The organism is Gordonia liuliyuniae (assembly GCF_021739025.1).
Taxonomy (GTDB): domain Bacteria; phylum Actinomycetota; class Actinomycetes; order Mycobacteriales; family Mycobacteriaceae; genus Gordonia; species Gordonia liuliyuniae.
The window spans coordinates 737,046-750,866 of sequence record NZ_JAKKOT010000003.1; the positions used below are offsets into that span (position 1 = coordinate 737,046).

11 protein-coding genes and 1 pseudogene are annotated in these 13,821 nt (G+C 65.6%); 6 read left to right on the top strand and 6 right to left on the bottom strand.

Features of this window, described 5'->3' with window-relative positions:
• Nucleotides 1–172: 172 nt before the first annotated feature.
• The 4 genes from L5G28_RS08425 to L5G28_RS08440 all read right to left on the bottom strand — a co-directional run bounded on the left by L5G28_RS08425 (nt 173) and on the right by L5G28_RS08440 (nt 4,545).
• The gene (locus L5G28_RS08425; RefSeq protein ID WP_237001131.1) at nt 173–1,297 is read right to left on the bottom strand and encodes a DUF6542 domain-containing protein; all 1,125 of its coding nucleotides are present in this window, start codon (nt 1,295–1,297) and stop codon (nt 173–175) included.
• Nucleotides 1,298–1,360: 63 nt separating this feature from the next.
• Nucleotides 1,361–2,419 carry a DNA recombination protein RmuC gene (locus L5G28_RS08430; protein WP_237001132.1) on the bottom strand — a complete coding sequence of 353 codons (1,059 nt, stop codon included), beginning with the start codon at nt 2,417–2,419 and terminating at the stop codon, nt 1,361–1,363.
• Nucleotides 2,420–2,494: 75 nt separating this feature from the next.
• Entirely contained in the window at nt 2,495–3,043 is a 549-nt protein-coding gene (locus L5G28_RS08435; RefSeq protein ID WP_237001133.1) for a methylated-DNA--[protein]-cysteine S-methyltransferase, read from the bottom strand.
• The gene (locus L5G28_RS08440; protein ID WP_237001134.1) at nt 3,040–4,545 is read right to left on the bottom strand and encodes an AlkA N-terminal domain-containing protein; all 1,506 of its coding nucleotides are present in this window, start codon (nt 4,543–4,545) and stop codon (nt 3,040–3,042) included. The genes L5G28_RS08435 and L5G28_RS08440 overlap by 4 nt, the downstream gene beginning before the upstream one ends.
• 100 nt (nt 4,546–4,645) lie before the next feature.
• Here L5G28_RS08440 and L5G28_RS08445 point away from each other — a divergent pair, with 100 nt between their 5' ends.
• The 3 genes from L5G28_RS08445 to L5G28_RS08455 are packed head-to-tail and all read left to right on the top strand — an operon-like array spanning nt 4,646 to nt 8,613.
• Complete coding sequence (locus L5G28_RS08445; protein WP_237001135.1) at nt 4,646–5,857, top strand: AI-2E family transporter; 1,212 nt, start codon at nt 4,646–4,648, stop codon at nt 5,855–5,857.
• 11 nt (nt 5,858–5,868) lie between these two features.
• Nucleotides 5,869–6,960 carry a redox-regulated ATPase YchF gene (ychF, locus tag L5G28_RS08450; protein WP_237001136.1) on the top strand — a complete coding sequence of 364 codons (1,092 nt, stop codon included), beginning with the start codon at nt 5,869–5,871 and terminating at the stop codon, nt 6,958–6,960.
• Between the two features lie 51 nt (nt 6,961–7,011).
• Nucleotides 7,012–8,613 carry a recombinase family protein gene (locus L5G28_RS08455; RefSeq protein ID WP_237001137.1) on the top strand — a complete coding sequence of 534 codons (1,602 nt, stop codon included), beginning with the start codon at nt 7,012–7,014 and terminating at the stop codon, nt 8,611–8,613.
• A gap of 108 nt (nt 8,614–8,721) precedes the next feature.
• Here L5G28_RS08455 and L5G28_RS08460 read toward each other — a convergent pair whose 3' ends face one another.
• Together L5G28_RS08460 and L5G28_RS08465 are read right to left on the bottom strand one after the other, a co-directional pair.
• Complete coding sequence (locus L5G28_RS08460) at nt 8,722–9,189, bottom strand: DUF4411 family protein (RefSeq protein ID WP_237001138.1); 468 nt, start codon at nt 9,187–9,189, stop codon at nt 8,722–8,724.
• Nucleotides 9,186–10,390: pseudogene (locus tag L5G28_RS08465) on the bottom strand (XRE family transcriptional regulator). The gene L5G28_RS08460 and the pseudogene L5G28_RS08465 overlap by 4 nt, the downstream one beginning before the upstream one ends.
• Nucleotides 10,391–10,499: 109 nt before the next feature.
• Here L5G28_RS08465 and L5G28_RS08470 point away from each other — a divergent pair.
• From L5G28_RS08470 to L5G28_RS08480, 3 genes are all read left to right on the top strand, one after another.
• Nucleotides 10,500–11,288, top strand: a complete 789-nt coding sequence (locus L5G28_RS08470; protein ID WP_237001140.1) for a hypothetical protein — start codon at nt 10,500–10,502, stop codon at nt 11,286–11,288.
• A 586-nt stretch (nt 11,289–11,874) separates the two neighbouring features.
• Entirely contained in the window at nt 11,875–12,576 is a 702-nt protein-coding gene (locus tag L5G28_RS08475; RefSeq protein WP_237001141.1) for a hypothetical protein, read from the top strand.
• Between the two features lie 318 nt (nt 12,577–12,894).
• Nucleotides 12,895–13,647: a metallophosphoesterase gene (locus L5G28_RS08480; RefSeq protein ID WP_237001142.1), complete on the top strand. Its 753-nt coding sequence runs from the start codon at nt 12,895–12,897 to the stop codon at nt 13,645–13,647.
• Nucleotides 13,648–13,821: the final 174 nt, after the last annotated feature.

Here is a 13,821-nt window from a genome sequence, read left to right on the forward strand (position 1 = left end):
CACATTGTGTGTCGTTCGATGGGTGCGATGCGCGGCCGAACGGGCCGGTGGTCGACCGCACCACATGGCGGAGTTCGCCATGTGGTCAGCCGTCGACTAAAGGCTGTTGCCGTGGGCCGCATCGGCACCCGTGAGCGTGTCGGACATGCGGACCGTTGGAGTGGGACGAGAGTCAGTCGTCGAGGCCTGCGGTGAGGTCCTCGATCGCACCCCGTTCGCGAAGCTGCTGGCCAGCGGTACGGCGCGGGCGGGCCGGGATCTTCTCGGGCTGCGCACGTCGACGGTCGGGCCGCTTGGTCTGCCGCTCCGTGGGAACCGCAGCAGCATCGGCGGGAGCCGGGTTCGGACGCGCGGCTGACCGCGGTGCGGGAGCCTCCGCGGGATTCGTCCGGCGCGGTCGACGGACGGGTTCGCGCTGGGCTGCGCCGCGGTCGGAGCTCGATGCGGGTTCGGCTGCGGGCCGCGGGCGGGGCCTGCGGGTAGGCGTCGGCGGCGCCTTCGTCGACGGCGCATTCGCCGCAGACTGATCGGCGGGAGCCTTCTTCGGAGGTGCCGCCGCAGCGGTGCGCTTCGAGTCGCCACCCGTGGATGTCGGGGCAGGCGACTTCTTGGCCGGCGACTTGGGGGACTGCGACTTGGGGGACTGCGACTTGGGGGACTGCGACTTGGAAGACGTGGCGCCTTGGGGCTGTGAGCCCTGAGTCTTGGGCCTCTGAGTCTTGGCCTTCTGAGTCTTCGACTTCTGGGGCTCGGACTTCTGAGTCTTGGACTTCTGGGGCTTGGACTTCTGGGTCTCGCGAATCGGTTTGCGTGCCGCAGTCTTCGCGCCGAATCCACCGAAGCCGCCGAACGGACGTTTGGACGGTGGGCCGGTGAGGAACAGACGTGCGAGCACGACGGCGAGGCTCAGCACAAACGCGATCAGCATCCACGGAAAGCTCGTGGCGATCGGCAGCACGATCTTCAGAATCAGGGTCTTCTTGTCCGATGCTGCGTCGCCTGCTTCGAGGTACAGCGTGATGAGGCCGGTGACGAACGCGATCAGCGGTGGCTGCACCGCCGCGGTGAACATCGCGCGACGTCGCACCGCGAGCGCCGCGAGAACACAACCGATGATGAAGACGATCTTGAAGACGCGGCCGAGCTCACCGGACGGAGCGGAGTCGATGAGCGCGCCGAAGAACGTGACGACCGTCGCCAGAAGGACCGCGCCCCACCAGGGCAGTCCGCGCACGGTCGGTACGACGGACTGCTGGTCGGCGGGCAGGGCGGAGCCGCTCGGGGATCGGGAAAACACACTTAGACGGTACCGGTTACCGGGGCCGAGCCGGTTTATCCCCGCCCGCGAGTTCCCAGCGCATCACAGATTCGGTGATGCGGATCTCACCGTGGCGTCCACGGGCCTGGGCGATCTGTCCGTACTGTTCGTCCGACCGGTCGACACGGCGAGTGCCTCCATCTCGGCGAGTTTTCGTGCCGTCACCCCGAGCCGGGAGTCGATGGCTCCGACCGCCGAGTTGTAGCTCTCGACGGTGCGCCGCAGCGCCGAGCCGACCTTCTCCAGATGTCCCAGAACCTGATCGATCCGTTGGTAGAGCTGTTGGCCGAGCATCTGGATCTGTTCCGCGTCCTCGGCGATCGCGTGCTGGCGCCACCCGAGCGCCACGGTGCGCAGTAGCGCGATCAGAGTTCCCGGGGTGGCCAGGACGACGTCGCGCGCGAACGCGTAGTCGAGCAGATCCGGATCGTGGGCCATGGCCGCGTCGAGTACGCCGTCGCCGGGAAGGAACAGGACGACGAACTCGGGAGTGCTCGTCTGCGCAGCCCAGTACGCCTTCGCCGACAACGAATTGATGTGTGCGCGGACGGCCTGAGCATGCCGGGCCATCTTGTCGCGGGCAGCATCCGCAGTCAGGCCTGGTGACGTCGAATCGAGGTACGCCTGCAGCGGCGCCTTCGCGTCGACGACGATCGTCCGCCCGCCGGCCAAGTGCACCACCAAGTCGGGACGGACCACGCGGTCCGGCGTTCGGCCGTGGACCTGGGTCGCGAAGTCGCAGTGCCGGGACATGCCCGACAGTTCGACGACCCGCTCCAGCTGGATCTCGCCCCACCGGCCGCGGATCTGTGGTGCTTGCAGCGCGCCTGCCAGTTTCGCGGTCTGCTCGTGCAATCGGTGCGACGTCAGCTGCATGCCGCGTACCTGTTCGCTGAGCCCGGCGAACGCGTGCACTCGGTTGTGTTCGGATCGGCGCAGTTCCTCCGACAGGTGTCCCAGCGTGTCGCGCAGCGGCGCGACGAGCGCGTCGGGAGGCATCGTCGATGGCTGGTCGCGGATCGCACGACTGTGGCCGAACCAGCCGAGGAGCACCCCGACGACGAGGCAGACGGGTCCGATGACGGCTGCGATCGTAGTCATATCGCCATCATGGACCCGCCCTCCGACAATTCCGTGCAGGAACCAGTTCTGGCGAGCTGATTCCGGCGGTCACCGTCAGGTGGCCGCGGCAGCCTCCCGGTCGAGCAGGGACCGCTTCACGTCGAGGCCGTACCGGAAGCCGCCGAGCGTCCCGTCCGTCCGGACCACACGGTGGCACGGGACGAACAGAGCGGCGGCGTTCCGCGCGCAGCATGACGCCGCGCCCCGGACCGCGGCGGCGTTGCCCGCGAGTTCAGCGAGCCGTGTGTAGGTGACCGGCCCGCCGGCGGGAACCTCCCGCAACGCCGCCCATGCGGCGGTCAGGAACGGTCCGGACGTTTGTTGCACGGGAATCTGCGAGGGTGCGGCGAGGTCTCCTGCGTAGTACGCGTCTACCGCGGCGATGACGTCGCCGCCGTCGACCTCGGTGATCTCGTCGGTCCGCAGGGGCGGCGCGATGAGGACTCGCAGATAGTCGGGATCGTCGGTCCATCCGGACGCGAAGACGGTGCCTGCGTCGTCGAACACGGCGGTGAAGCGCCCGTCGGGAGTATCGACTCCGGACCAGTGCAACGTTGCGGCCGGCGTGGTCCTTGCGGCTGTCGTGGCGGTTTCGATTGTCATGGCGTGGTTCCCCTCGGTAGTGGTCGTGGTGCGACGGGATCGTCGACCAGGTGAGCGAGCCGGTGCCGCCACAGATGCATCGACGCGTACGACCGCCACGGCCGCCATGATCGCGTGTCGTCCGGGCGCGCGCCGAGGTCGGCGAGAGCACGATCGATCACGAGATCGCGGCGGGTGAGGACGTCCGGATCGCCGGTCAGACGCATCACGACCTGGTCTGCGGTCCAGTCGCCGATGCCGGACAGCCGCATCAGGTCCGCTCGTAAGTTGGACGCATCGACCCCCGGGTGCAGTTCCATCTGTTGTGCACAGGCTGCGGCGGCGGTGATCGATCGGATCGACCGGGCGGGGCCGGTCAACACTGCTGGGCCGTGTTCGGCGATGGCTGCGGCGGTCGGGAACAGCCGGTTCGGGCGGCCCGCCTCGTCCGGCCATCCGGTGGGTTCACCCAGCTCGGCGACGAGTCGTGCGATGCGTGTGCGCGCGGCCTTCACGCTCACCTGCTGACCCATCATCACGCGGATGAGGGTCTCGACGCCGTCGACACTGCCCGGGATGCGAATGCCGGGGTGAGCGGTCACCAGCGGGCGAAGTCTGCGGTCACGGCTCAGTGCTTCGTCGACGGCGACGGGGTCGGCGTCGAGGTCGAGGAGGCGTCGAACACGGTTGACGCCCGCACCGAGGTCACGCATGTCCAGATGCTCGAACGCCGCGGAGACGTGGTCTGAGGCGATGGTGATGCGCACCGAGGCGGCGCAGTGTGGCAGACGCAGTGTGCGCTCGAATGTCGTCGAGTCCCAGTGCTCGAGCCCGTCGACGGCGTGTGCCGCCAGACCGTAGAGCGTCCATGCGGTGTCGTACGGCTGTCGGAACGGGAGGCGGAGGGTGATCCGGTCGCCTGTGCTCGGGTCGCCGGTGCGGCCGCGGGACGCGCGCAGGCCGCTCGGCGTCGCGTCGTAGAGTTCCCGGATCGTGTCGTTGAACTGGCGGATGCTCGAGAAGCCCGCGGCGAACGCGACGTCGCCGATCGGCAGGTTCGTTCCGGTCAGGAGCATGCGCGCCGACGTCGCGCGATGTGTCCGCGCCAGAGCGAGCGTTCCGGCTCCGAGCTCGGCGGACAGCACTCGGCTGATGTGACGTTCGGTGTACCCGAGGGCGGCCGCGAGTCCGCCGACTCCGTCGCGGTCGACGACGCCGTCGGCAATCAGACGCATCGCTCGACCCACGAGGTCTGCCCGGACGTTCCACAGCGGCGATCCGGGGGTCGCGTCGGGCAGGCATCGACGGCAGGCGCGGAAGCCGCGGGCCGCCGCCGCCGCGGCCGTCAGCTCGAAGCGGACATTCCCCGGCTTCGGCGTCCGTGCGGGACACGATGGCCGACAATAGATTCCGGTCGTCAGCACCGTCGTCACGAATTGTCCGTCGAACCGAGTGTCGCGGGCAGCGAGTGCGCGGTAACAGCCGTCGAAGTCGAGCGGAGCGGTAGCGAGCGTCGTGGTCACACCTGTAACGCTGTCATCTGATCGAGGCGTCGTCTAGCGGGAATCAGACACGGCGGTGCGCCGTACGCCTTTTGTCGTATCCCTGTGTGACGATGAGGGCGTGAACGAGCCTAACCAGCCTGCCGACGACGCTGAGCCTGCCGGCGACGCCGAGCCCGTTGACGTCGCCGAGCGCACGGTTCAAGTGCGCAACCACCCGACTCGCGGTCGAGTTTTTCTGGCCGGTCTGCGGTCGACGTCGATCGTCTGCCTTCAGATGATCCTCGTCTTGGCGTTCCTGTATGTCCTGATGATCGTGCTCGCCAAGTTCTGGGTCGTGCTGTTGCCGGTGGTCCTCGCGATCATCGTCTGCACTGTCCTGTGGCCGCCGGTCCGCTGGTTGCGTGCACGGCGGGTGCCGCCCGCTGCGGCCGTCATCGTGGTCGTGCTATTGGCGCTCGGCGTGGTCGGGGGTGTCATCGGTCTCATCGTTCCGTCGATCGTCGATCAGGCGCCGGACCTGGCGAACAAGGCGGTGGACGGTATCCAGAAGGTTCAGGACTGGGCACAGGGGCCGCCGTTGAACATCGGCGATGAGCAGATCAGTTCCTTCGTCGATGAGATCACCGCGAAATTGCAGCAGAGCGCGACCGCCATCGCCTCGGGCGTGTTCAGCGGAGTCGGTGTTGCGACCTCGGTTCTCGTCACCTTGTTCGCAACGATCGTCCTCGTCTTCTTCTTCTTGAAGGACGGCCCGCGTTTCATTCCGTGGCTCAACCGCACGATGGGCGTCGCTCCGGAGCGGTCGCACCTCGGTGAAGTGCTGCTGCAGATGTGGAACACGTTGGGCGGCTTCATCAGAACTCAGGCGATCGTGAGTTTCGTCGACGCGGCGTTGATCGGCGCCGGGCTGCTGATCTTGAATGTCCCGCTCGCGGGAGTGCTGATCGTGATCACGTTCCTGGGCGGATTCATCCCGATCGTCGGGGCGTTCGTCGCGGGCGCGCTTGCTGTGCTGATCGCACTGGTGTCGGCGAGTGTGACGAAGGCGCTGATCGTTCTCGGGATCATTCTTGTGGTGCAGCAGCTCGAAGGCAATGTGCTGCAGCCGTGGCTGCAGGCCAAATCGATGAATCTACACGCGGTGATCGTTCTGCTCTCGGTGACGCTCGGCGGCACGCTGTACGGGATCACCGGCGCCTTCCTGGCGGTTCCCGCCGTGTCGTGTCTGGCCGTCGCGCTCCGGTACATCGTGGACCAGATAGGCACGGCCGCGGGGGAGAAGGTGGCCGAGGAGGACGCCGCGGCGGCGAGGGCCGCAGGCGACGGATAGACTCGACACCCGTGAGTCTTACCCTCGGAATCGTCGGCCTGCCCAACGTCGGAAAGTCGACCCTGTTCAACGCGCTGACGCGCAATGACGTGCTGGCCGCCAACTACCCATTCGCGACGATCGAACCGAACGTGGGCGTCGTCGAGCTGCCCGATTCTCGTCTCGATCGGCTGTCGGAGATCTTCGGCAGTGAGCGGATCCTGCCCGCGACGGTCAGCTTCGTCGACATCGCGGGCATCGTGAAGGGTGCCTCCGAAGGTGAGGGCATGGGCAACCAGTTCCTCGCGAACATCCGTGAGGCCGACGCGATCTGTCAGGTGGTTAGGGTGTTCGCCGACGACGACGTCGTGCATGTCGACGGCCGCGTCGACCCGCGCGCCGACATCGAGGTGATCGAGACCGAGTTGATTCTCGCGGACATGCAAACGCTCGAGAAGGCGTTGCCGCGTCTGGAGAAGGACGCCCGCAAGAACAAGGATCTCGCGGCCCTGGTCGATGCGGCGAAGAAGGCGCAGGAGATCCTCGACAGCGGCAAGACGTTGTTCTCGGCGAAGGACTCGTTCGACCTGTCGTCGGTCCGCGAACTGCATCTGCTGACGGCGAAGCCGTTCCTGTACGTGTTCAACGCCGACGAGAGCGTCCTCACCGACGAGGGACGTAAGGACGAGTTGCGCGCTGCGGTCGCGCCCGCGGACGCCGTCTTCCTCGATGCGAAGGTGGAGAGCGAACTGCTCGAACTCGATGACGAGGATGCTATGGAGCTTCTCGAGTCGATCGGTCAGGACGAGGCGGGTCTGCATCAGCTCGCTCGCGCCGGTTTCCACACGCTCGGTCTGCAGACGTACCTCACGGCGGGCCCGAAGGAGTCGCGTGCGTGGACTATCCGGCGAGGCGACACCGCGCCCAAGGCTGCCGGTGTCATTCACACGGACTTCGAGAAAGGCTTCATCAAGGCCGAGATCGTCTCCTTCGATGATCTCGACGCGGCCGGTTCCATGAACGATGCCAAGGCTGCGGGCAAGGTCCGCATGGAGGGCAAGGACTACGTCATGGCCGACGGCGACGTGGTCGAATTCCGCAGCGGAGTGCCATCTAAGAAGTAAGATGGTGGCGTGACGCCTACCAGCGGAAATGCCGAAGTTCCGACTCGATGTGTGATCTATCTGAGGATCTCGCAGGACCGCGAGGCTGACGGTTTGGCGATCGAACGTCAGCGCGAGGACTGCGAGAACCTCGCCCGGTTTCGCCGCTGGGGCGTCGTGGAGACGTATGTCGATGTGTCGAAGTCGGCGACCGACAAGACCAAGGCACGGCCGGGCTACGACCGCATGGTGGCTGACTGGGAGTCCGGCGCGTTTGACGCGATTGTCTGCTGGGATCTGGACAGGCTCACCCGCCAGCCTCGACAACTCGAAGACTGGATCGACCGCGCCGAAGAGCGCGGCCTCGCCTTGGTGACCGCGAACGGTGACGCTGACTTGTCCACCGACGGCGGACGTATGTATGCGCGGATTAAAGCGGCGGTGGCGCGAGCCGAGATGGAGCGTAAGAGTGCGCGTCAGAAGGCTGCGCACCAGCAACGGGCCAGGCAAGGGCGACCACCCAAGGGGGTCCGCCCGCTCGGATACGACATAGCTGGCGACCAAATTCCCGCTGAAGCGCACGCTGTCGCCGCCATGTATACGGCGTTTCTTGGGGAGAAGGGCACGTTGCGTGGAATCGCCCGAGCTTTGTCGGGCGATTCCGACGAGCACCACTTTGCTGTGCCGCAGCTCCCGCGGCACAGCTACACCCTCAATCAGGAGCGTAATTCTCTGCGCCGTGAGGCGAATCGCAAGCTGCCGAATGAGAAGCGGCAGGCTCTGCGCCCAGCCCCGTGCGCGCCGGACGCGCCCTGGCCAGAATCCTCAGTGCTTGAGATCCTTCGAAACCCGCGCTACTGCGGATACAGCGTCTACACGCAGAAGAAGGACCGCCGGAAGGCTGTGGCTGACAACGCTGAGAAGCAGCGCAGGCTCGACAGCGGCACCGCCACCGACGAGGACCGCAAGCGCTCGCGTCGTCGCTCGTGGCGCGACCAGCTCGTCCTCGATGACGACGGTCAGCCGATTATGGGACAATGGAATCCGATCGTCGACGTTACGACGTGGCAGGCTGTCCAGGCCAAGCTTGACGACGCTCGTCGCGTGACAAACAACGTCGGTACCGCACGTAGGCATATTGGCTCCGGGCTCTACCTCTGCGGTGTCTGCAACCTTCCGCTGCGTGGCAGCTCCCGCGGCTACCGGTGCCGCACCGACGGGCACGTCAACCGCACCGGTGTCGCGATTGACGATTACGTGACCAAAATCGTCGTCGCACGCCTGTCAGAGCCGGATGCGTTTACCACTGTTACCGCCGCTACCTCACCCCAGCTGACCAGCGTGCTCGCCGCTTTAGATGTCCAGCATGCACGGATTGCGCGTGCCGAGCGAGATTATGCCGCCGAAGCGATCGAGGCCGTCGACCTCAAACGCGTCCGCAACGCTGCGCGCGCCGAAATAGAAGACCTTGAGCGTCAGTCGCTTGCACTGTCGCGCGGTGCCGTCAGCGTCCCGCTGTTGGGCACCGAGGATCCCACTGGGGCCTTTCTCGGCGCAGACCTGGCCGGTCAGCGATTGGTGATCGAGGCGCTGCTGACGGTGACTGTTAGGCCGGCGCCTCGCGGGCGTAAGGGTTTCGACCATGCGACAGTCGGTATCGCATGGAAGCGCTGAGCCACTTGCGTGTGCGAGAACGGTTTTGCACCGCATACACTCAGCGGGTTCGGGGTTCGAGTCCCTTATGGCGGACAACACGGCCGTGTCGGCCACCTCGGCTCGCTGCTAGTGGAACTCCCAGCCCTGAGCCTCGATGTAGCCCATGAAGGTCACACACGGTACTCCGAGATCGCTGCAAACGTCCGGGATACGGGGCTTGGTCAAGTTCCCGGAGGCCGTCTCCTCGCTGACCACGGTGCCCTTGGTGACCAGCGCGAGCGCGATCACGAACGGATCGGCCCCGCTCCGTTTGCCGCCCTGCCGGACGAGGTTCGGGTAGAGGCTGAGAACCTGCCGCGCGCCGTCCTGGATCTGTTGCGACAGAGGGCAGAACAGATCAGGCTGCTGATCGGCCCACTGCTTCGCGTCGTCGTCACGCTTCGATAGCTCGCGCTGTACCTCATCGACCGCGCGGATGTCACCGCGTGCGATCTCTTCCTCGATGCGCGTCCACAAGCCGACGAACACCGTGGGGCGAAACAGGTCACGGCGTCCGTTGAGGATCGCGCTCGTGTCGAACGAGTACAGCGTCACCTCTCACTGCTCCCGAGCTGCGCGAACTCGCCGAGTTCCTGAATCTGCCCCACCTTCGCGTTGAGATACACCGCCGCGGTGTTGCTATCGATCACTCGCCGTCGGTGCGCGTCGGTCACCGCGCGGACGTACGCCTTTCCGAGGTCTCGCACCGTGTTTCGGTACCAGTTGCCGCTCTTCGGCTTCTTACGCGCGGCCTCCTCGTCAAACGCCGCCGAGAACTCAGCGCGACGCTGCCGGTAGAACTCGATCGGGACCACGCCCAGCGTGGACAGTCGTCGCAGGAACGCCTCGGGGCTCACGCCGAAGTGCGCAGCGACCGGCCGGAGGTTGTCGTAGTCCCACGACGTGGGCACGTCGCTCCGCGCGATCACTTCGGGGCGCGCGAGCACAGCCGAGCGAGGCATGAGCACAGCTGCGGCGATCGCGTTGCAGACGGTCTCCACCTGGCGGTTCTCGGTGCGCGGTCGGTCGTCGGCGGTGACATCGCACAGCCCCTCCGTGTGCAACGCGAGGTGCGCGAACTCGTGCAGCAGTGAGAACAGCCGAGGTCGGACGGTATCGCTTCCGTTGAGGACGATCACCGGGAGCACGTCGAAGTACAGGGACATTCCACGCATCTCGGACACCTCGACGCCGCCGCGGCTTGTCGCGAGGACCAGCACGCCGCTGGCTTCAACGGCGGCGATCCAGGCGTTCAGGTGGGCGTACGAATCGTTCGATGCTGGCGGGACGGCCAGAGGGCCGACGGTGCCGAGCACGTCCCTGATCCGCTGCGCCGCGGCCTCGACATCATCCGCCGACAGCCGCAGATTCCACTCGGCCGGTATCCCTCGGTCCTCGGTCTCTGCCAGCTCCAGCGCGAACTCGCGCTGCGTGTGGGCACGCCGAAATTCGTCGTGCAGTCCAGGGCTCCAGTCGCCCGCGGTGACTTCATCGAGCCGACGGAAGTCGCGAAGGGTGTCGAACCCGACCGGTGGCTCAGCGAGGAAGAACACGGCCAACGACCGGTTGTACGCCTCCGCTGCCTTGCGAAGCTGGGCGATGGTCGGGACGGCCTCGCCAGCTTCCCACTGCGCCACTCGGTCATCCGGCAACGACATCTTGCGCGAGGCTGCGATCGGCGAGTATCCGCTGGACTCGCGCGCCCAGCGGAGCACGGAGGTCTCCACAGGTGCAGGGATCGAAATGGCCACACCATGATGATGCACCACCCCACCCACACACGAAGAATGAACCGCTGAGCAGACTCAGTGTCACCAGGAAGACGACGCGAACAAGACGCCGATCCTTCGAACGCATGCAAGGCTGTGCCTGTGTCCGATGCAATTGACAACCTGTTCGACTCTGCGCGAAACAGCCCGGTCGACGAGCTCGATCGAGATGCGGTCCGACGGCTCTTACAGGACCAAGCCAATCTGATCGTGAGCGTGGGCACCGGAGGACCGCGAATCCAGGACGAAGACCGGCGGTACCAACGCAGCGCGCGCGTCCTTAACGGCAACTTCCAGAGGCTCGGGCTCCCGCTTCCCTTCCCGTGGGACTCACTCTGGGACTGGTACGGCTACTACTCAACAAATCTGGACACGTACCAGTCGAGACGCGCCTACGTCGGAACCTTGACCCGGGAAGCACTCGGCAATCTCGACGCTCTGGAAGCACGAGGCGGCGTCGTCGATCCCAGCTTGACCGACCCTCCCCCGAACTGGGAGAACATCGACCGTCGCATCACTAACCTTGTAGATGAATACTCTACGGCCCGTGACCGTGACGACTGGCAAGATGTGGGCCGACGCAGCCGCGAGATCCTTATCGACTTCGGAAAGCTCATCCAGGATCCCGATCTCGTGCCACTCGGCACGGAAGCTCCGAAAGCTGCCGACGCGAAAGCGTGGTTCGACCTGTTCCTTGCGTGCTACGCGAAGGGGCGCGACAAGTCCGAGCTGCGCACCACCATGCGGGCTGTCTGGGCACTGGCTCAAAAGGTCACTCACGGAGATGTCGCGGACGTTGACGCGTTCGCAGCCGCCCAGGGAACGGTGCTGGTAGTTCGGACCGCGCAGAAGCTTCTCCAGCAGGCGGCGACCGACTCCCCATGAGCGCGCCCGTGCCCGGCTACGTGCCCCGCCGGGCTCCATCTCCAGAGCCCCGCCGGTGGGTCGCCAATGCCCCAAGACCCGGACAGATTAGGTGGACGGCCTGATGCGTAGTGAAGATCAAAGAAGCTCTGACCAGGAATTATACAGACGCGATGGGTAGATGTTCAAGATGGAGAAGGCGCGCATAATCGGCGGGTTCGGGGTTCGGGGTTCAAGTCCCTGATTGTGCACCATAACAGCAGGTCAGGCCCCTACCGGAGGGATCTGGTAGGGGCCTGAACCCTTTAATGGACCCTCTAATGCAATTGGCGGGACAGCTAGGGGTGCTAGCTCCGTTGGACGATGCGACAGGTGTACTTGCGTACGCGCAAGTAAAATTGAGCTTCATGCATATGAGGGTCGTGCTGCGGCCGCGCCCCGCGATCCGGGTGGCACTATCGGTGCATGAGCAAGCCGCCAGTCGACGACACCGACCGGATAGCAGCGTTCGGTCGTCGCCTGCGCCGCATCGAAGCCCACCCGCTGATCGACGACGACGGTGAGCGGATTCGCAAGCTCTGCTCGACCGAGATCAAGCTCAGGATTTATGAGCGCACCGACGGGACCCCGATGGGCGTGGAGCGGGTCATCAGCCTGCCCCGACGAGGTGGCGTTCGAGTCCCTGGCCGCGTGTCTGCGGCCGATGACGCTCGAAAACGATGCCCTCGGCCACCAGAAAGTCATGGACTCTCTCGACGCACTGACCGATCTGACGGACGATCGCATCGGGCGGGGGAACGCGAAGATGCGCGCCGACTGGGCGACGGCCACAGAACGCCACCGAAACACCCGTGGCGGCAAGGCCCGCGCCTACAACGTCGCCGTCGGCGACGTGTCGAGCCCGGAAGCGGTCGATCGCGCCACCGACCTCGATCTCGCCTACGCATGGCTCTACCAGGACTCGGTCCACGGGGACCTACCGGATTTCGACGAGTTTGATGCGCGCGACCGCTACCAGGCCGCGGTGCATGTGTGCTCCGGGATAGCGGTCGTCGCGATCGAATCACTCGCATACATCCGGTTTCTTGTCGAGCAAGGGAAGTTGTCGCTGCCCGAGGACGCCTTCACCGTCGACGTGGTCGTCACCGAGCCTGAGTGGACGCTTCCGGGGCAGGCCTACGTGGGTGACCTGGGCATCGACCTCTCCGGTACCGACATGACGCAAGTGCCCGCCGGTATGAAGTCGATCCACGAACTTCTCGGGCCGTCATCGACCGATCGCCCAGATGATGATCCGGTGATCGACTGACCGCCGATGGCGGTGACTGGATGCGGCTCGACCACGCGGTTCTGCACGGTGGAGAAGGTCCTGCAAGCCATGGTGACCAGGAGTTTGATCGAAGTCAGGCTCGTAAACCAACGGTCGTAGGTTCGATCCCTACTGCGCGCACTTGACCTGCGTGAACCGATCAATCCTCTCGATGGCTACGGTTTAGATCCCGGTCTAGCCATCTTCGCGATCCGCGGGCGAGCCCCTTCTCTGCTCACGGCAGCCGGCGAACACCCCGGCCGGTTAATTACTTGCACATGCAAGTAAAACTGAGCCTTATATATAGAGGGGGAACCTGTGACCATCACCTACGCCATTCCCGACACCCACGGTTGCCTCGACGAGCTGCGAGACGCCTTGACCAAGGTCGACATCTCCGCCCCGTCGACCCAGCTCGTGTTCCTCGGTGACTACGTCGACCGCGGTCCCGACAGCGCCGGTGTGCTCGCCGCCGTCAAGGACCTCTGCGACGCCCGCCCCGACCAGGTGGTCGCGCTCGCCGGCAATCATGAGCGGTGGCTCCTCGACTGGCTCGGCGCCGACGACGGCGACCCCACCTGGCTGCTGGCCGCCACTGGGCTCGTCACGGTCCGCTCGTTCCTGCCGACAGCCATCATCGAGCAGGCCGTCGCCGAATTGGCGGGCGGTTCCATCGACGTCGTCAACGGTGCCATCAATCGCGAGACCATTGCTCGTCATGACGATCTGATCGCCTGGCTGCGGGAACTGCCGCTGCACCATGAGGCCGACTCGCACATCTACGTGCACGCAGGCGTCGACGAGGAGGCGGGACCGATGTGGGCATCAATGACGACCGCCGAGATCTTCACCGAAAAGTTCCCGCCGTCGCTCGGCCCCACGTCGGTCGGCAAGGTCATCGTCGCCGGACACGTCGGTGTCGGCCCGCTGCACGCCCGTGAGGGGCGGATGCGCTGCTGGGAGCCCTATGTCGATGCTGGCCACATCTACCTCGACGGGCGTGTGGAGGACACCGGTCGACTCAATGTCATGCGCTACGACGCGGAGTCGCGCACAACGATCTTCCTCTGACTTGCGACACGAGCACCCGCCGGCCGGTGGCTGGCGGGTGCTTGTTCTCTCGATTCGCTGTGCGCCGCCATCTGCACGCGATCTACTGGTGGGCGTGGACAACGACGAGACGATGACCGAGGCCGAGATCGACGCCGATTCGAGCGCACGCAGCCGATCGGCAACGCGATCAAC

Bases quoted from the DNA above. Each gene is read 5' to 3' on its own strand.
- L5G28_RS08435 (WP_237001133.1), bottom strand. From the start codon at position 3,043: ATGACAATCGAAACCGCCACGACAGCCGCAAGGACCACGCCGGCCGCA.
- L5G28_RS08430 (WP_237001132.1), bottom strand. From the start codon at position 2,419: ATGACTACGATCGCAGCCGTCATCGGACCCGTCTGCCTCGTCGTCGGG.
- L5G28_RS08475 (WP_237001141.1), top strand. From the start codon at position 11,875: ATGAGCGCACCGACGGGACCCCGATGGGCGTGGAGCGGGTCATCAGCC.